The following is a 19,697-nucleotide window of genomic DNA, read 5'->3' on the forward strand; positions in this document are numbered from 1 at the left end:
TTTTATATTTGTATATCAAATTATTGAAGATGCAGCCAAGAGAACGTATTTTAGAAAAGACTTTTATTTTATTCCATAAGCAGGGTTACAACGCTACGGGAATCAATCAGATTATAGAAGAATCGAAAGTAGCAAAAGCTAGTTTTTATCAGCACTTTAAATCTAAAGAAGATTTATGTGTGGCATTTTTAGAGCAGCGTCATTCTTTTTGGTTTAACGAATTACTAAAATTTACAAATAATATAGAAGATTCAAATTCTAAAGTTTTAGCTTCTTTTGAGTTCTTAGTTTACATGAATGAAAAAGAAAATTTTAGAGGCTGCAGTTTTCTAAATATACTTTCAGAGATTCCGCCGGATAATGTAAAGATTCTCAGTGTTATTCAAAGCCATAAAAGTGATTTGCGTAATTTTTTCAGGGATATTTTGAAAGATGAACTAATATCAGATCATGTTTATTTATTATTTGAAAGCTGTATAATTGAAAGTCAGTTATTTAAATCAAACGAGTTAATAGAACAATCAAAGAAAATAATTCAAACTTTAATTTTAAAATAATGGAACAGAAATTACCGCTGCCATCTTTCACTTTAGAAACGGCAAAAGAAAAAATTCAGCTGGCAGAAGACGCATGGAACAGCCAGGATCCGGAAAGAGTTTCAAAGGCTTATACTATTGACAGCGAATGGAGAAACAGAGATAAATTCGTAAACGGACGCGATGAAATTGTTCTTTTTTTAACTGAAAAATGGAAGAAAGAGAGAAACTATAAATTGAAAAAGGAATATTGGGCACATACCGAAAATAGAATTGCAGTACGATTTGAGTATGAATATCAAGATCTTAATGGAAATTGGTTTAGAGCGTACGGAAATGAAAACTGGGAATTTGATGCTAATGGTTTAATGCAGAAAAGATATGCCAGCATAAACGATCTTCAAATAAAAGAAGATGACAGGAAATTCAAATAAACTAATTCATACTTGGCGGTTCCGGAATTTTGATCTTTCTTTTGATTTTCTTTACAATTAAAAGATAAAAAGTAATTCCGCCCAAAATTATAAGTAAAGCAATTTGGAGCTGGCCTAAACTATTATTTTTGCTGTACATTGCATTTGCATTGGCCAGCTTTGCTTTTCCTTCTTTAATTTGAATTTGAGACAAAGATTCTAAAGTTTTTAAAGCTTGCGCACTCGAATAAGCAATTTTATTCCAGTTTTTGTTTTCGGCTTGTTTGTTGATTTCTTTACAAGAACCCAGAAAAGCATCAAAATGTTTTTTTTCGTTATTGGTTAAAACCGTTTTAGCATACAAATCATCAATATTGTGAATGATGTCTAAAGTATGAATGATTTCATTTTTTTTAATATTATCGCTTAAATCCAGTTTTTCAGCTTCGGATTTTATAAAATGAAGCTGTTTCGAGTATTGAAAAATATAATGTGCGACAACCAATCGATCTTTATAAATCGCGTTTATATTATCATTTACATTTTTAGAATTTCGGAGCGTATTGAAATTTCCCAATAAAATTATCAGCATTACAATCAGCAGGATAAAAGCTGCTTTGGTTTTATTGCTGTATTTTTTATGGTCTTTCATAACGCTCTATTTAAGTAGTGGGTTACTCAAAGATAGAGATTTTTAGATTAAGTTTGTCATTCCGAGGAACGAGGAATCGCACTCGTAACTCGACAAAGATTAGGGCTTTTCCTTGCGTAATTTCTAGTGCGATTCCTCGTTCCTCGGAATGACAAAATTATGTTTTTTTGATCTAAAAGAAAGATTTATTTGGAAGTAGATTGCTTAATAAGCGAAAGAGTTTGTCTGTTTATAATTTCAGCAGCATCTGATAAAAATCTTGGATTCGTACACTCACCGTAATTAATATAAACAAGATGATTATCATCTTCAAGATTTTCATTTTTTTCTTTAGCATATAAATAACTATCCATTCCCATAGTCAAATAAACAGGAGTTCCTGCGTTGTATAATTGAGTAGCTATATCTATTAATCTTTTTTCGGCTGCAAATTTTATATCTTCTTCTTTATAAGAATATAAAAACATACATTCAATAAGAGAACAAAATTTTCTGCTTTTTAAAGGAGGATATTTTTCAAAAATTTCAATCCCTTGATTTAAATTTTCAAAGCATTTTGTATAAAGCTGCTCAGCAATAGAATAATCTTCAACTATTTCAGTATCATTAGTATCTTGGCTTTTGACAGAAAGGCTCAAAAGAAGTAATATCATTAAAACAATTTTTTGAAGCATAATTATCTTTATAAAGATTATAAATTTATTTCAATCTAAATTTTTTACCTTCTTTATAACCAATGGGAAAAGTTGGACCTTTTACTCCAAATGGCCCTGAACCATTTTCATTATAATAATATTCTTCTTTATTATCAGTATATCGTCCGGCGCATAAAAGATTGAAAGTGGTGCTTTTTCTACTTGATTTAAGAACATTTATATCAATCCAAACAGGTATTTTATTTTTTCGATAAAGCAGTTCTACAACTTCATTATCCGTCAAATTCAATCTTATAATTCCCCCATCTTCGGGATAAATATCAAATTTATCCATATTTCCGATGACATTTGGCGGGGTAAAAATTATATTATACTTGAAATCAGTTGTTAACTTATCTTTGACATAATTTTCGGCAAATTTCAGAGCTACAAAACTTGCACCGTTTAAATGAAATAAAAACTCTTCTTTTGTCATTTTATGTCTAGAATTTTCAAACTAACATCCCCATTTAACAATTTTGATTTATGGTCTTTTAATTATCTTCTTCTAAAATCAAATCACTATTACCCTTTTTATCTCCTCTAAAAAACAAAAACTGCAAAATCAAAGCCAAGCCTATAGTTAAAATTGCACCAATAAAATTCAGCCATAAATAACCCAATTTTTCTTGTTTGTAAACCATAAAGTAATAAATGATTATAATTACAAACTGGCTTATACAGGCACTAATAAACATAGGTTTTGCCTGAACACGTTTTAGATAAAAACCAACAAGGAAAATTCCCAAGACAGTTCCGTAAAAAATTGAACCAATTATATTTACAAGTTGAATTAAATTTTCAAACAAAGTTCCTACGCAGGCAAAAAGAATTGCAATAATTCCCCAAAAAAGTGTGAAAAATTTAGTTGCATTAAGATAATGTTTCTCTGATTTTTCGGTTTTGATATTTCGTTTGTAAATATCAATTGCTGTTGTTGAAGCCAAAGCATTTAATCCAGAAGCTGTTGAAGACATTGCTGCAGAAAGAATAACCGCAAGTAATAAACCAATTAATCCTTTTGGTAAATAATGCAGGATAAAGTGGAAAAAGACATAATCTTTATCGTTGGTTTCGCTGTTACTATCGGCTCTTGAAATGATTTCTTTGGCACGATCACGCAAATCTTTTTCTTTATTCGATAAAGTGACTAATTCTTTACGAAGAATCGGATTATCATAATCCTGATTCAACTGATCGATATATAGTAAGTTGATTACTTTTTTATCTTCGGATAATTTGTCCAGCTTTTTTTCAAGAACATGATATTCTTCTTTATATGCCGATTTTTCAATTACAATTTTATTATTCGGATTAAAATTTAAAGGAACGGGATTGAATTGAAAAAATACAAAAACCATAACTCCGGTTAACAGAATAAAAAATTGCATTGGCACTTTTAAAAGCCCGTTCATGATTAATCCCATTTGGCTTTCTTTTACCGATTTCCCGGATAAATATCTTCCAACCTGAGATTGATCTGTACCAAAATAAGCGAGAGCTAAAAAGAATCCGCCCGTAATTCCACTCCAAAAAGTATATTTTTCTTCCGGATCAAAAGAGAAATCTACAATATTCATTTTATCATTTGCTCCGGCAATATGCAGTGCACTTGTAAAAGTCATATCATTTGGAAGGTAATGTAAAATCAGGAAAAACGTGATAAACATTCCTGACATAATTACAAACATCTGCTGTTTCTGCGTTACGTTTACGGCCTTAGTCCCTCCAGAAAAAGTATAAATTATAACCAAAACTCCAATTATTATATTCATACCGGTTAAGTTCCAGCCTAAAAGTGCCGATAAAATAATAGCCGGAGCATAAATCGTCAATCCCGTTCCTAAACCTCTTTGAATTAAGAATAAAATAGCGGCAAGAGAACGAGTTTGTACATCAAATCGTTTTTCCAGATATTCATAAGCGGTAAAAACTTTATATTTATGATAAAGCGGAATAAATGTGAAACAAATAACAACCATTGCAATTGGCAGTCCAAAATAGAACTGCACAAAACCCATTCCGTCATGATAAGCCTGTCCGGGAGTAGATAAAAATGTAATTGCACTGGCCTGAGTTGCCATTACTGAAAGTCCAACGGTATACCAAGGCGTTTCGTTGTTTCCTAAAATAAAATCTTCAACGTTTTTACTTCCTTTGGTTTTCCAGGAACCGTAACCAACAATGAATAAAAGTGTTACAATAAGTACGATCCAGTCAAATAGCTGCATAGGTTATGAATAAAATTGCATGATTAAGAAAAAAATCACAATATAAATGAGGTTAGCAACTAAAACGTAGGTGTAACTTTTTTTCCATTTTTTTGTTTTTTTTGCTTCCATATTTTTGAAATTATTGCTTTAAATCCTGTTTAGGAGCTTCAAGAGGCTGTTTTAGCGAAATAATATTCGACAGTAATCTGTAAGCGCCCGCAACACCTTCCGGCAGTTCTCTAAAAAAGCTTAGACCGGTGTAAATGTAATATCCTTTTCCATACGGAGCGACTAATAAAGCGCCATTTTTAGCAGATTCACCTTTGTCGTGTGAAGAAATAATAGGAGTAAAGGCCGGATCATATTCGTCTGGGTAATATAAGCCCTGTTCTTGTGTCCATCCTTCAAAATCTTTTGAAGTGATTTTATTTGGCGTATTTAAAACCGGGTGATTTGGTGCAAGGAAAGTAACTTTAGCATTTTCTTCGGTCACACGGTCGTTTGATAATTTTAATGGATATGGTGCAATTTTATCGGTTACTAATTTGCCGTATGTATTGTACTGTACAATCATGTTTTTACCGCTTTTTACAAAATTGAATAAGATATTTTGTTTGTTTGCCAAAGCGTTTACGGTGTTATAAGCACGAATTCCTGTAATAACGGTGCTGAAAGAATCTAGTTTTTCAGGAGTAATTTCTTCTGGTTTTAAAATAGAAACTTTGTAACCCATTTGGGTTAAACTTTCTGGAACTTCGTCGCCTGCACCCATAATATAAGCGATAGCATCGCCAGAAGTTTTTAAATCAATTCTAATACATTTTGATTCAGCCGGTTTTAAAACCATTTGTTTTGTAATATGATTAAAATCTATAATAGTTTCGTCTCTGTCAAAACGTTTGTTGTCAACAACAGCAATGCTTTTTGCTACAACTTCTTCTGGATTTACAGGCGGTGTAACTTCAAAGTAAAAGATTTGCTCTGTTCCTTTTTTATCTAAAGTAAACGCAATTTGTTTTGGAGAAACATTCCAGCTTTTTGGTAAATCCAGCTGCAGGTTTCCTTTTACATCATCTTTTCCGGCACGAACTTTTACTGGAACCATTTTGCTTTTGGTATCTCTAAAAATCAAAACTTTTTCAAGGATAGAAGTAGTAACTTCTGGAACTATATCCAGGAAATTATACATTTCGCCTTTTACGCCATCATTGTATTTGTAAACAACGGTGCGTTCAAACGGAATTTCGACATTGTTGATTTTAATATTAAAAATCACTTTTACTTCTCTAATAATATCAGGAATACCTATATTTTGCTGATTAGAAACGGTGTACATTCCAACCGTCGCTTTTTCTTTTAACCAATATGGCTGTGTATATTCGATATTATTTGGAAGCTGTATTTGAAGATTGATTTTTTGATCGTTATTATCTTTTAAAATGCTGTTTTGAGCTGTTGTTTTATTGTCTGGCAATGTTGTAACGCTTGTCAATTGCATTTCAACAGCACATCTGTTAATAGCTTCTAAGCTCAAACGAATACTGCTTCCCGGAGTTGCTTCTTGTTCGTTCGAAACTGCTTCAAGATATAAACCGGAACATGAAGCAATGATATTTTTTATAGCAGCCGATTTTAAATTTTTCCAATGTGTATCGTCTAAAGCCTGAATCATGATGTAAGCCTTAACTAAATCCGGAATACTTGCCGATGGATTACTGAAATTGTATTTATCAATAATTGAAGCCACTAAATCCCCAACAGGTTTTCCATTTTTAACACGGTTCCAGCTTGTGTCGATTCCGTCAAATAAATTGTCGCGGTCTTTTGGAGTTTCTCCATTAATAAGTTCAAGATATTCCGTTTCTAAACCACGAACTCCAGTACTTCCAAAACCTTGTGACTGGTGGCGGCTTCGGCTTAAAGCAGCAATTTCCTGATTCGATTTTCCAATTCCGGTATAATATACACCCGTTTCTAACTTCGTAAATTTAGATTTATTAGCGGCATCAAATTTTTCCTGACTTCCGTAAAACCACCATGAAGGATTAAAAAATTGACGTTTTACCTGCCAAGGCGAAACAAATTTTAATTGCTCCGGATAAACTTTTGGATCGTTTGTTAATTTAAAACTTTCCACACTCAACATGGCAGATGATGTGTGATGACCATGTGTAGTTCCTGGTGAGCGGTGATCAAAACGGTTAATGATGATATCCGGCTGAAAATTTCTAATCGTCCACACCACATCTGCAAGTACTTTATCTTTATCCCAAATTTCCAGGGTTTCGTTTGGGTTTTTAGAGAAACCAAAATCATTTGCTCTTGAAAAAAATTGTTCTCCGCCGTCTATTTTTCTGGCTTCAATTAATTCCTGAGTTCTAATTACACCAAGTAATTCACGCAATTGCGGGCCTATTAAATTTTGACCGCCGTCGCCGCGCGTTAATGATAAATAACCGGTTCTCGCATTCATTTCATTTGCTAAATACGAAATCATTCGGGTATTTTCGTCATCAGGATGTGCAGCAACATACAATACAGAACCTAAAAAGTTTAGCTTTTTAATTTGATTGTAAATTTCGACTGCGTTAGGCTTTTGCGGCTGTTGTGCAAATAAGGTTTGAAAACTTATAAAAAATAAAAGAAGTATTTGAACTTGTATTTTTCGCATGGTGTAGTTAAATGGTTTTGAAATGTGTCCCAAAAATACTAATTAAATCTTGGAACAAAATTTAAATGAAATGTTAATGCTGATTTTTGAGGACTATTTAGCTGATTTTTAAAATAGAAAAAGAGCGTATTAAAACTTAATACGCTCTTAAATATTTAGATGTTATCTTCTTCCGTGGCCATGACCGTGATCATCATCGTCATGATCATGTCTATCATGCTTTCCGTGGTGTTTGTCATGTTTATCGTGCTTATCATAGTGTCTGTGATCTCTGTGATCATAACGACGTTCGTTGTAACCATAAGCCGGTCTTGCTCTGTAAGGTCTTTGCGGAGCGCCGTGGTATCCTTTATAATATTTCACTCTATGACGATCGAAGTAAGTATAAGGAGTTCTTCCGTGATAATCTGTTAAAACAACTTTATAGCCTCCGTATAAATCATAATTTCTGTATTGTCTTGGTAAATAAGTTGCTCTAACCCATCTTCCTCCTCCAAAATAGATAAATTGTGATGCACGTACATCATAATAAGCTTCAATATCTGGAAGATAGTAATATTCCATTTCAGCATATCCGGCTGGTCCCCAAGCAGGAGGTGTCCCTATATTAACGTTAACTGATACCTGAGCTTGTGTGGCATTTGCAACCAAAAGAAATAATCCGGCGATTGCTATTTTAATTGTTTTCATTTTTTCTAAAGTTTAATGTTAATCTTTGTTTAAGGATTTTCATATATCGTGCCAAAAATAAAATGCAATTGTATTTCATCGGATAAATTATGTTTTTTAACGATTAAATTAAGGTTAAATATTCTGTAAAATATTGATTTTTAAAGCGTTTTGCGAAATGTAAATTTTCTAAAAAAAAATCTAAATATTTTTTGATTATCGATAATCAACAACTCTTGGTTTTGCAAGCTCAAAACTCTGCAAACCATAATCTGTAGTTTCAAATGTATTGGTTTTGAAAACATTATCACCCTGAAAAGGAATACTTGGGTAATATGACAGTGACAGTTGAAAATTACTAAAAACCAAATAGTCATTGCTTATCAATAAGCCCAAAGTAATTTTTGAATACGGTTTGCTGTCGAACATGGCATTTTTTGGACTTCCTAAAAACGCTATAGTGTAATTAAAAAACGGATTTAAACGAAATCCCCAAAGCGCATATGGAGAATACGTTTGTGTCTGCAAGGATAAAACCGTTTTACTGGTTCCATATAAGGCACTGTTAAATCCTGCGAGACCATTTCGTTCATTTATATTGAGTTCGTCTCCAATTATTTCCTCCCGATTAGCGCCAATAACAACTCTAGGGTTTACGAATTGTCGTAATTTCCAGTTTCCGAGATTAAAGAGTTTTGTAAAATAATTTGATTCAAATAAATAAGCAGTTTGATACGTTTTGGATTGATGAAAATAGGTTCCGGCTTCAAAATTCATACTCAAAAAACCTAATCGGTAATAATTACCAAAAGAAAACTGTGCACCGGCATAAGGCCTCCAAAAGGTGTTTTTATATTGATATCCAAATGTAATTCCGTAAATACGGCCAATTGGGACGTCTTCTGTCTGGCCATTTCTAAAAATATAATTGTCTTTTATAAATTTTCGCATGTTTAATCCAACGCCCATTAAAAGCAGTTTTTCATCCGAATAAAAATTTGTTGGATCATATAAGGAGTCAGGAGATTCGCTGTAATCCACATTTAAAAAACGCGCCGATGTAATTAAATTGGTAATTGCTTCATTGTCATCTTCATAAACTTTTGTGGCTTTACCGGCCCAAAAATCCTGAAAATTATTTTTAAATGTTTGAAATGCATAACTCATATCTGGAGCCTGCAAACTATCTTTTCTAAAATTTTGTCCAACAAAAACACCGCCTGCCCATTTGGTTAAAGGCGAATAGAAATCTCTTTCAATATCAATACTTTTAGTATAATTATTGTCTAGATCCATATTGTAATGCAGCGTAGTTCCTATATAGGTGTTCTTTATATTTGGAACGGTATAAGTCACATCATTACCATTTGCACCATCATTAAACCGATTGGTGTAGCGATATTCAAGCTGCTGCCCGGTACCAAAAAAATCTTTCTCTTTAAATCCTACACCAACTTTGCTGCTCGAAATTGAAAATCTCGGAATTGTACTCCAGGAATCTAAAACCCTAATGGTAACATCAACAGAATCTGATTCCGGACTGGCTAATTGATTAGTAATCCTTACTGCGGTAACATATTTTTGAGAACGAATTAAACGTTCGGATTCCCGTACTTTATAAGCATCATAAGGGGTGTTTTTTTTAAATAGGAGAAGATTGTAAATCGCTATTTTTTTTGTTTTTAAATGCAGTTTGTTTCCGGTTCGTTCTCCCCAATTTCTTGGTTTAACGGTAGAATCTACAATAGAATGTCCAAATGGGTCAAGTGTTACAATATTGATTTTTCGAATAATTTTGCCATCAAAGTTCAACGTATCAATTGGCTCGATAATCTCTCTTTTTTTAACTTTTTTTGTTCTAAACAGAAGTTTATGTAAGGTTTGGGTGAATTTATTTTTCTTAGAATAGTTTTTTATTTTAGTATAAATCTCTGTACTGTCCTTTTTGGGAGGATTCTCTTTTTTGGTTTTATCTGTCTGTGCACAAATGCTTTGAAAACAAAAGCATAAGAAAATAAAAATAACTATTTTTTTACTTGATAACATTCAGATGGATTTAAACTTACTTTAAAGGCTTATTATTTTATGAATTTAAGATAAATAACACAATTATTTTTAAAATCAACAGATTATTTTACTCTTCTGTTTTTACTCTGCGAACTCTCCATGCAAATTTTCTCGGAATATGATTTCCCATTAAATAGCCCCAAGGTTCCAGCGATTCTATTCTGTCAAATATAATTTTCAAAATGGCTAAAAGCGGAATTGCTAAAAACATTCCCGAAATTCCGGCCGCCGCACCGCCCACAATAATGCCCATAATGGAAACAAAAGCGTTTATTTCTACTTTTGAATTAATAATCAAAGGCACAAGTAGGTTATTATCAATTAACTGGACAATTACGTTGACAATTAAAATCCCTACAATTACTGACGTTTCTCCAGATCCTGTTAACGAAGCCAAAACGGTAATAATACCTGCAACTAAAATTCCTATGTAAGGAACCAGATTTAAAATTCCGGTTATCAATCCTAATAAAATAAAATACTTAATGCCAATAATCCAAAGTCCTAAACTCGTTAAAACAGAAACTATAATCATTTCGAGTATCAAACTCACGATATAATTGTTTATCGAAACTTTGATTTGTGACAAAATATCTTTTAAAACAGCATGATTTTCTTTGCTGATTAATTTAGCCAAAAACAACTTGAAATGTTCTTTATATATCAGAAACAAAAACGTATAAATTACAATAATAGTACTGTCTAAAAGCAGATCGCTTATTGATATTATGGCTGATCCTAAAGTTGCATTTCCGTTTTTTACAGAATCTTTCGTAACAGTATCGAGGTATTTTTTTTGTTCACCAATACTTACCTGGAAATTTTCTCTGATAAACTTATGAATCTCAATTAAAAAGGAGTTGGCATTTTTCTTAATAGTTTCAAAATCACTTGCCATATTGGTAACCTGATAGGAAATAAAAATAAGAATCCCGCCAATAAATGCCAGAAAAATTAAAAGGCAGACTATTGCCGCAAAATGTCTGGGAAACTTAAATTTTGTATTTAAAAAGGTAAAAATGGGCAATAGTAAAACCGCAAACAAAAATGCTAACAAAACCGGAGTAAGTATATCTTTGGTAATGCAAAAAATATAAGCAAATGAAATCAAGCTTACTAAGATACACGCAAGTTTTGCATAAAACGGCAATTTTATGGGATGAATCATTTTGAATGAAATTTTTAGATAATGTATAATTTTGGTTAAGCAAATATTATAATTTCTTTAAATTATAGCGTTTTAGCTTTTTAGTTATACGTTATAAAATTCCCATTCAAAAATTAATCAAAAAATTCTTTTTCTTCGTAGTGTGCCGGCATGATCGAAATTCCCTTTTGTAAAAGCAGGTTATTAGGGAAAATAATTTTTTCGCCTTCTTTAGTTCTCAGGCTGATATGAAAGGTGTTAATGTCTTCAATTTCAGCTTCAATAGGAAAATCTTTATCGTGAATTTTTATGGTATCGCCAATTCTAAAAGGAAATGAAAAGAACAAAATCATTCCCGAAGTAATATTGCTTAAAATCGACCATTGTGCAAACATAGCAACGCCAATAACGGTTGTAATGGATGAAACGGTTAAAAAAATATCTTCAGTATTAACTCCCCAAATCACAATTAAACTAAGTGCTACCAAAATATTCATAAGAATATGAATGTATTTGATAACCAAATTAGTTCGGTGTTCTAATAACTGACTTGAAGAGGCGTAGCGTCGGATTAATTTGGCAACAATCATTCTTAAAGCGATTAAAGCAATAATAAGAATAAAGGTTGCAAATAATTCCTGAGTATATTCTTTAAAAGAAAACATAAATAAATTTTTACACTAAAGTACTCAAATATTCGTAAACTTTAGCTGTTGGAAGTCCCATAACATTGGTATAAGAGCCTTCTACTTTTGTAACTGCCATAAAACCAAACCATTCCTGAATGCCGTAAGCTCCGGCTTTATCATAAGGTTTGTAATTTTCGATATAATATAAAATCGCTTCATCAGATAAATCTTTGAAAGTAACTTTTGTAATATCGTGTAAAAGGGTAGAAGCGGTATTGGTTTGAAAACAAACAGACGTAATAACTTCGTGTGTTGTACCAGACATTGATTTGATCATTTCAAAAGCATCTTCGGCACTTTTTGGTTTTCCTAAAGCTTTATTTTGATGCCATACAATGGTGTCGCTTGTTACTAATACTTCGTTTTCTTTTAATTCATCTTTAAATGCATCAGCTTTTAACTGTGCCAGAAAATCAGTTATTTCAACTGCTTTTAATTCTGGGGGATAAATTTCTTCCACATCTTTTAAGCGAATTTCACAATCAAGATCTAAATCCTTAAAAAACTGCTGTCTGCGCGGCGATCCCGAAGCCAGAATGATTTTATATTTTTTGAGTTTTTCTTTAAGCATAGTTTTGAAGGTATTGATGATTTAAGCTGATTATTAAGATTGACAAAATCCCGAAGAATAAAATTAATTTTAAAACAGTGCTTAAATGGTGAAAATCATTTTTTGTCTTGGCACTGAATATTTTTACAATAAAATATAATAAAGGTGCTAAAACAAAAGCAAACGCATAAAACGTAACGATCAAAAGATTATTTTCAAAGAAATACTTATTGACATAAAGCAGGCATAAAATAAACGGGATTATAGCAAATCCTAATGCAATTTTTGCAGCACGATTTTTTCCAATAGCAATTGGTAAAGTATTCATTCCTTGATTATAATCGCCATCCATATCTTCAATATCTTTAACTATTTCACGAACAAAATTGATCATAAAAGCAAAAAGTGCATAATCTGTCAAAATAGAAAAGAAACTCGCCATTTGTGCTTTATTTTCTAAAGTCGTAGCCGGAAAAAGATCAAAAACACCAATTATCAAAACGCTTATAGCAAGTAAAGCCGCCACTACAAAATTCCCTAAAATCATAATTGATTTTAAAGTTGTGGCATAAAAATAAAGCAGTGAAGCGATTAGAATAAAAAGAGAGGCAAATGTTGGTCTTAAAATAATGTTTGCCAAAATAAAACCAACAGCAACTCCGGTAACATTAAGTCCGATATAAATATTAAATGCCGCCGTTTCAGAAATTCCTTTGCCAATTACAACATCCTGAGGTTTATTAATAGTGTCTGTTGCAACATCATAAATGTTATTAATAACATAACCCGCTGCAGCCAATAAAACGGTACTTAAAACTAAAAGTCCGTATTGCCAGTCTGCTAAAGCCAGCGGAATGTCCTGCTGTTTTAAAAAAGCATAACGAAATAAAACCTGCATAAAAGCAAGCATAAGTAGATTTTTATATCGAATTAGTTTTAGGTATTTCATTTCTTGAGGTTCTAAGTTGCTGAGATGCTAAGGTTCTAAATTTTTTTTAAAGGTTCAAAGAGGCTGAGGGACAAAGGTTCAGAGGCTTTTTCTTTTGAAATCTTTGTCAAAGTTTTAAACTTTGACAAAGATAGTGTTAGTAATTTCTGAAGATTTAGAAAATAATCTAAAATCTAAAATCACAAATCTAAAATTAATTAATCGTGCTGCCCATTAAAATGTTCCATCCATTTTCCCTGTACTTTCATTACTTGTTCGATAACGTCGCGTGCAGCGCCTTTTCCGCCTTTTACGTGTGAAATGTAACGACAGATATTTTTGATTTCCGGGACTGCGTCTTGTGGGCACGCCGGCAAACTTACTAATTTCATTACGTGATAATCCGGAATATCGTCGCCCATATATAAAACCTGTTCTGGTTTAATATTGTAAGTTTCAGTATATTCTTTAAATGTTTTTACTTTATCAGGAGTTCCTAAATGGATGTCTTTGATTCCTAAATTACGAAGTCTTACGCGAACACCTTCGTTGCTTCCGCCAGAAATAATGCAGACATGGTAACCGCTTTCTACAGCTGCTTTCATGGCATAACCGTCACGAATATTCATCGTACGAAGAATTTCTCCTTCTGTGGTTACAAAAACTGAACTGTCTGTAAGTACGCCATCAACATCAAAAATAAATGTTGTAATGTCGTTCATCATTTCTTTATAACTTTTTGCCATTATGCTGTATAGATTGTGTTAGTATTTTATAAATGTTTTTTTGATTTTCGTTTGTGATAAAATTCAGGTGCGCATCGGTTGTGACTGAATCGTGGCGTTTTGCCGGACCGGTTTGAGCGTCAATTGGATCTAAGGTTTTTATTTTTTCGGCAGTTTCCTGAATCAAAGGTTTTAAAACTTCAAACGGAACTTGATGTTCTTCACAGATTTCCTGCCCAATTTGGTATAAATGATTTGTGAAATTATTGACAAAAACGGCTGCAACATGCAAAGCTTTTCTTTGCTCAGAACTTATGGCAAAAACAGCATTCGAAATACTTTTTGCAGCATCTTCTAAAATTTTATAATCATCCTGATTTTCAGTTTCTAAACAAATCGGAATTGTTGAAAAATCAACTGCTTTACTTTTAGAGAATGTTTGTAACGGATAGAAAACACCTTTTCTGTTTTTTGAATCTAAAAAGTCGATTGAAGTTGTTCCTGAAGTATGAACAACTAATTGGTTTTCAAACGGAAGCTGACTTGAAACTTCGGCAATAGCGTTATCAGAAACCGAAATAATATATAAATCAGCTTCTTTTAAAGCGGAATATTCGGTTACAATTTTATCTGAATTGAGAAGATGACTCAAAATTTCTTTTTTTCTCGAAAAAGCCTGCACAATTTCAACAAGCGAACTTGCAGAAAATGCTTTTATTAAATGCTGTGCGACGTTTCCGGAACCAATAATCGTTATTCGAATCATAATCGCAAAATTAACATTATTTTTTCTAAAGAAAATATGGTAAGGGAAAGTTTGCCCACAGATTAGACTGATTGAACTGATTTATACGGATTTATGTTTTATTTATTATCAAAAAACAAAAGAGGTTCAAAAAAAATCCGTTTAATCTGTGTAATCTGTGGCCCATTATTCAATACTATTATTTGGTTTTTATTAACAAATAACATTTACCTCAAATCAACATTTTTAAGTATTTTTGTGCCACTTTTACACAATGTAATTCCTTAAAAATGGATAAAAAAATATTCTCTTTTTTGTTTTCTACACGATTAATGGCCGTTCTTTTTTTGACATTCGCAATTGCAATGGGTGTTGGAACTTTTATCGAAAGTAAATACAATACCGATACAGCCAGAATTTTAATATACAATACCTGGTGGTTTGAAGCCATAATGTTCATTTTCATGATTAATTTCTTTGGAAATATCAAACGTTATCAATTATTGAAAAAAGAAAAATGGGCTACTTTTTTACTGCACATTGCCTTTGTTTTTATCATTTTAGGGGCTTTTATTACACGTTATATCAGTTATGAAGGAATGATGCCAATTCGCGAAGGCGCATCCGAAAATCAGATTTATTCAGATAAAACATTTATAACCATTTTTGTTGATGGTGAATATAAAGGAGAAATGAAACGAAGAGTTTTCGAAAAAAGCCTTTTACTTTCTCCGGTTACTAATAATGATTTTTCTGTTTCAGGAAAATTTGATGAAACTCCGTTTGAAGTTTCATACTCAAAATATATAATGGGAGCAAAGGAAGTCGTAAAACCAGATCCTAAAGGAACTTTATATCTTAAATTAGTTGAAGCAGGTGCAGGCGGACGTGAAGAACATTTCCTGAAAGAAGGTGAAGTTCAAAACATTCACAATGTTTTATTTGCTTTAAATAAACCAACACAAGGCGCGATCAATATCAATACAACTGGCGAAAAATACACGATTCAAACTCCTTTTGAAGGTGAATTTATGCGAATGGCAGACCAGTTGAAAGGAAAAGTTACTAAAGACGACGTTCAGCCTTTAATGATGCGTTCTTTATATAGTATTGGAGATATTAGAATTGTTTTCCCGGATCCTGCAATGAAAGGAAAAGTGGATTATGAATCAAGTAACGATTTCAAAGCAAAATCTCATACAGATGCTTTAGTTTTAAAAGTTAAAGCTGAAGGACAGGAGAAAGAAGTAATGGTTATGGGCTCTAAAGGAAGTGTTGGAGAACCAAAAACAGTGAAAATTGGTAAAATCGAATATTCTATATTTTACGGAAGTAAAGCGTATGTTTTGCCTTTTAGAGTTAAATTGAATGACTTTATTGCAACGAAATATCCGGGAACAGAAAAAAGTTATTCTGCTTTTGAAAGTAAAGTTACCGTTCAGGATTCTACAGAAACTTTTGATGCCGATATTTATATGAACCACGTTTTAGACCACAAAGGATATCGTTTCTTTCAATCTTCATTTGATCCGGACGAAAAAGGAACAGTTTTATCTGTAAACCACGATTTTTGGGGAACTTCTATCACGTATTTAGGATATTTTATGTTATTCTTTGGTTTAATGGCAATTATGTTTACCAAACATTCTCGTTTTGCAGACTTAAAACGTAAACTGGAAAATGTGAAAAAGAAAAAAGAAAAACTAATTACCATTTTAGTTTTAATGATTAGTATGAGTGGTTTCGCGCAGCAAAATCCTCACGTACATTCGCACGAGCATGACCACAATCATACTGCAGATCCAAACGATCATGCTAATCACGTTACTGCTCCGCCAAGTCAAAAACAATTAGATTCGTTATTGACGATTTATAAAGCTCCAAAAGAGCATGCAGCAAAATTTGGACGTTTGATTATTCAGGATGCGGGCGGGCGTATGAAACCTATTAATACGTTTTCATCTGAATTACTTAGAAAAGTAAGCCACGACGATACTTACAACGGAATGAACTCTGATCAGGTATTTTTGTCAATGACACAATATGCTCAGGTTTGGATTCAGATTCCGCTTATTTATATTAAATCAGGAAACGACAGTATTCGAAAAATTATTGGTGTTGATAAAGAAGCAAAATTTGCTCCGTTTGTAAATTTCTTTGATCAAAACGGAAACTACAAACTTTCTCCTTACTTAGATGCAGCTTATAAAGCAGCAAATCCAAATCAGTTTGAGAAAGATTTTATCGAAACAGATAAAAAAGTAAATCTAATGGAATCTGCTTTAAGCGGAAGTATCCTGAAAATTTTCCCTGTTCCAAACGATCCAAACCACAAATGGGTTTCGTATTTAGAGCGTAACAACAATGGTTTTAAAGGAATGGATTCTACTTATGTAAATCAAATCCTTCCGTTATATTTTAGTGCCTTAAATAATGGTTCTATATCTAAAAACTGGGATACAGCAGATCAGTTGGTAGAAAGTATAAACGGTTTCCAAAAGAAATTTGGAGCTAAAGTTCGTCCGAGTGAACAAAAGATTGATCTTGAAATCGCATACAACACCTACAATATTTTGCCAAAGATGTTTTATTGGTATTCGCTTGCGGGAATTTTTATGTTGATTTTTACATTGTTAAATATTTTCTTTGATAAGAAGTTTTTACGTATCACAGTAAATAGTTTTCATGTTTTAATCGGATTAATATTTGCATTGCACACAATAGTATTAATTGCACGTTGGTATATTTCTGGGCACGCGCCATGGAGTAATGCTTATGAATCCATTGTTTATGTAGCTTGGGCAACAATGTTTTTCGGGTTAGCTTTTGATAGAAAATCAAAATTGACCGTTGCATCAGCAGCGTTTGTTACTTCAATGATTTTTATGGCAGCAAATGCAAACTGGGTTGATCCTGAAATTGCAAACTTACAGCCGGTTCTTAATTCATATTGGTTAATGATTCACGTTGCTGTAATTGTAGCAAGTTACGGACCTTTTGCTCTTGGAATGATTTTAGGTTTTGTAGCCTTGATTTTGATTTTCTTTACCAATGAAAGAAATAAAGAAAAAATGAGCCTGAACGTAAAAGAGATTACCTATATCAATGAAATGGCCTTAACAATTGGTTTAATTATGCTTACCATTGGTAACTTCCTTGGAGGACAATGGGCAAATGAAAGCTGGGGACGTTACTGGGGCTGGGATCCAAAAGAAACCTGGGCTTTAATTTCGATTATGGTTTACGCATTTGTAATTCATGCTCGTTTTGTTCCGGCTTTACGTGGAAAATGGTTCTTTAACGTAATGAGTATGTTTGGGTTTATCTCTATTTTATTTACCTATTATGGAGTAAACTTCCACTTAGTTGGTTTACACTCTTATGCAAGCGGAGAAGCACATTCATTAAATTGGATTTATTACAGTATGGGAACAATTGCTGCAATTGCCGCGATAACATATCCGAGTTATAAAAAATTCTATAAAACTAAAAAGTAGTTTTTTTTGATATAAATAAAAGAGGCTGTCTCAACTTTTGAGACAGCCTCTTTTATTAGAATTATTTTGTTTTTAGTTATTTAATTAGTCACTTTTTGATATCTGATTTATCATTCCATAGGAATGTTTCGCAGGTAGAAAAAATAAAGATCAGCCACATTTGCGTTCCGTAGGAACGTTTGATAGGTCAGATTATTAAAAAACAATGTATAAATCAAACGTTCCTACGGAACGTAAACTATTGTAACAATATAATTTTTCTACCAATGAAATGTTCCTACAGAATAAGGAAACATGTAAAATAAAAAAGAGGCTGTCTCGACTTTTGAGACAACCTCTTTTTATTTAGAAATTGTTCGTTTTAAAATTTGGTTATCGTTAAAACTATTACCCCAACAATAAGATAAAAAATAGTCAAAAATATAAGATGACTTAGAATCGACAGCAGTAATGCTTTTATTTTGGAAATTTTATCAAAGAATTGAATATTCGTCCAAAAAATCAAAAGCACATCAATTACATAAAAAATTTTGATAAGGAAAGTAATTTCTGCAGTTCCGTTAAAATAGTACAAAAGCGGAAACGCAATAATATGGGCAAATAACCGCTGCGAGGCCTTAAAAGTATTAAGGACAAAAAACTCAATAAAATTATAACCTTGTTTTTTAAAACAAATATATGTCCCAATGGTATAAATAGGAATCGTAGCTATTGTAATCCATGAAAAATGCGTTGACGCCCATTCATTAAATTCAGCATAATTTATTCCTTTAACATCGCTGGTATACGGATATAGATTGATATGAAAATAATGATACATAAAACCATACAGCGTTGCCAAAACAACAACAAGCGAAAGAGGTTTAAAATGCCTGACACGTTTTCCGTCAATAAATTCACGAATAGAATGTCCCGGTCTGGTAAATAACTGTTTTAAGGAATATAAAATTCCTTTGTCAAAATGCAGTAAACCGTGCTGAATATCGTGCCATAAAAAATGTGCATTTATTTTATGTGTTTCAGCGCTTTGTCCGCAATTATTACAGTAATGACCGGTGTAAACCTGCTTACAGTTTTTGCAAGTCATTTCCATATTGATATACTATTTAGAATTTAACTTAAGCCCGTTTGGATACATTATTGCCAATAAAACACAAATCAATAAAAAATTATATTCAACACCATTTCTCCCGCCGCCCACAACAAACCAGCCTTCTTGAAAATGAACCAGTACAATTCCCATAATCAAAATAAAAATAGTTACAAACCCTGCTGGTTTTACATATTTGTTAAACAGTAAAAGTAAAGCCGCAACGATATGTGATAATTTAATGGACCAGGCCAGGAAAACGCCAAAAGGGGCAAAGCCAATCTGGTTTAAATACAAATTTCCAAAATCGTTAATTCCGTTATTAAAAATTCCGAAAACCGAATGCGTCAGCAGAATTATTGCCGTAGCAATTCTTAAAAGTAAAGTTCCGTTCATAGTTAGAATAGTTT

18 protein-coding genes are annotated in these 19,697 nt (G+C 32.4%); 3 read left to right on the plus strand and 15 right to left on the minus strand.

Annotated elements, in window-relative coordinates:
• The first annotated feature begins 29 nt into the window (after positions 1-29).
• A complete protein-coding gene (locus BUE10_RS00220; protein WP_073481073.1) occupies positions 30-557 on the plus strand; it encodes a TetR/AcrR family transcriptional regulator in 528 nt (175 codons plus the stop codon).
• Positions 557-970: a nuclear transport factor 2 family protein gene (locus BUE10_RS00225; RefSeq protein ID WP_073481074.1), complete on the plus strand. Its 414-nt coding sequence runs from the start codon at positions 557-559 to the stop codon at positions 968-970. The genes BUE10_RS00220 and BUE10_RS00225 overlap by 1 nt, the downstream gene beginning before the upstream one ends.
• Position 971: 1 nt before the next feature.
• On the opposite strand, the gene BUE10_RS00230 is transcribed toward BUE10_RS00225, so the two are convergent.
• The 13 genes from BUE10_RS00230 to BUE10_RS00290 form a co-directional block, all read right to left on the minus strand.
• Positions 972-1,601, minus strand: coding sequence for an MCP four helix bundle domain-containing protein (locus BUE10_RS00230; RefSeq protein ID WP_073481075.1), 630 nt, complete (start codon positions 1,599-1,601; stop codon positions 972-974).
• Positions 1,602-1,786: 185 nt separating this feature from the next.
• Complete coding sequence (locus BUE10_RS00235; protein WP_143055972.1) at positions 1,787-2,254, minus strand: hypothetical protein; 468 nt, start codon at positions 2,252-2,254, stop codon at positions 1,787-1,789.
• 46 nt (positions 2,255-2,300) lie between these two features.
• The gene (locus BUE10_RS00240; RefSeq protein WP_073481077.1) at positions 2,301-2,732 is read right to left on the minus strand and encodes a hypothetical protein; all 432 of its coding nucleotides are present in this window, start codon (positions 2,730-2,732) and stop codon (positions 2,301-2,303) included.
• A 58-nt stretch (positions 2,733-2,790) separates the two neighbouring features.
• Positions 2,791-4,527, minus strand: a complete 1,737-nt coding sequence (locus tag BUE10_RS00245) for a sodium:solute symporter family protein (RefSeq protein ID WP_073481079.1) — start codon at positions 4,525-4,527, stop codon at positions 2,791-2,793.
• 121 nt (positions 4,528-4,648) lie between these two features.
• On the minus strand, positions 4,649-7,180 hold the full coding sequence (locus tag BUE10_RS00250; RefSeq protein WP_073481080.1) for a PIG-L family deacetylase: 2,532 nt from the start codon (positions 7,178-7,180) through the stop codon (positions 4,649-4,651).
• Positions 7,181-7,342: 162 nt separating this feature from the next.
• Positions 7,343-7,870: a hypothetical protein gene (locus BUE10_RS00255; protein WP_073481082.1), complete on the minus strand. Its 528-nt coding sequence runs from the start codon at positions 7,868-7,870 to the stop codon at positions 7,343-7,345.
• A 195-nt stretch (positions 7,871-8,065) separates the two neighbouring features.
• Positions 8,066-9,895 (minus strand): BamA/TamA family outer membrane protein, encoded by a 1,830-nt coding sequence (locus BUE10_RS00260; protein ID WP_073481084.1) that lies wholly within the window; start codon positions 9,893-9,895, stop codon positions 8,066-8,068.
• Between the two features lie 88 nt (positions 9,896-9,983).
• On the minus strand, positions 9,984-11,084 hold the full coding sequence (locus BUE10_RS00265; protein WP_073481086.1) for an AI-2E family transporter: 1,101 nt from the start codon (positions 11,082-11,084) through the stop codon (positions 9,984-9,986).
• 113 nt (positions 11,085-11,197) lie between these two features.
• Positions 11,198-11,728 carry a mechanosensitive ion channel domain-containing protein gene (locus BUE10_RS00270; protein ID WP_073481088.1) on the minus strand — a complete coding sequence of 177 codons (531 nt, stop codon included), beginning with the start codon at positions 11,726-11,728 and terminating at the stop codon, positions 11,198-11,200.
• Between the two features lie 10 nt (positions 11,729-11,738).
• The gene (locus BUE10_RS00275; protein ID WP_073481090.1) at positions 11,739-12,323 is read right to left on the minus strand and encodes a Maf-like protein; all 585 of its coding nucleotides are present in this window, start codon (positions 12,321-12,323) and stop codon (positions 11,739-11,741) included.
• On the minus strand, positions 12,316-13,251 hold the full coding sequence (locus tag BUE10_RS00280; RefSeq protein WP_073481092.1) for a geranylgeranylglycerol-phosphate geranylgeranyltransferase: 936 nt from the start codon (positions 13,249-13,251) through the stop codon (positions 12,316-12,318). Before BUE10_RS00280 ends, BUE10_RS00275 begins: the two co-directional genes overlap by 8 nt.
• 197 nt (positions 13,252-13,448) lie before the next feature.
• On the minus strand, positions 13,449-13,976 hold the full coding sequence (locus BUE10_RS00285) for a KdsC family phosphatase (protein WP_073481094.1): 528 nt from the start codon (positions 13,974-13,976) through the stop codon (positions 13,449-13,451).
• Positions 13,960-14,721 (minus strand): Rossmann-like and DUF2520 domain-containing protein, encoded by a 762-nt coding sequence (locus tag BUE10_RS00290; RefSeq protein WP_073481096.1) that lies wholly within the window; start codon positions 14,719-14,721, stop codon positions 13,960-13,962. Before BUE10_RS00290 ends, BUE10_RS00285 begins: the two co-directional genes overlap by 17 nt.
• 269 nt (positions 14,722-14,990) lie before the next feature.
• Here BUE10_RS00290 and ccsA point away from each other — a divergent pair, with 269 nt between their 5' ends.
• On the plus strand, positions 14,991-18,197 hold the full coding sequence (ccsA, locus tag BUE10_RS00295) for a cytochrome c biogenesis protein CcsA (RefSeq protein WP_073481098.1): 3,207 nt from the start codon (positions 14,991-14,993) through the stop codon (positions 18,195-18,197).
• Between the two features lie 361 nt (positions 18,198-18,558).
• Here the strand turns inward: ccsA and BUE10_RS00300 are convergent, their stop codons facing one another.
• Both BUE10_RS00300 and BUE10_RS00305 read right to left on the minus strand, forming a co-directional pair.
• A complete protein-coding gene (locus BUE10_RS00300; protein WP_073481100.1) occupies positions 18,559-19,290 on the minus strand; it encodes a DUF3667 domain-containing protein in 732 nt (243 codons plus the stop codon).
• Positions 19,291-19,299: 9 nt separating this feature from the next.
• Complete coding sequence (locus BUE10_RS00305; RefSeq protein WP_073481102.1) at positions 19,300-19,683, minus strand: DoxX family protein; 384 nt, start codon at positions 19,681-19,683, stop codon at positions 19,300-19,302.
• Positions 19,684-19,697: the final 14 nt, after the last annotated feature.

The organism is Flavobacterium sp. CF108 (assembly GCF_900129795.1).
In the GTDB taxonomy this organism is placed as follows: Bacteria; Bacteroidota; Bacteroidia; order Flavobacteriales; family Flavobacteriaceae; genus Flavobacterium.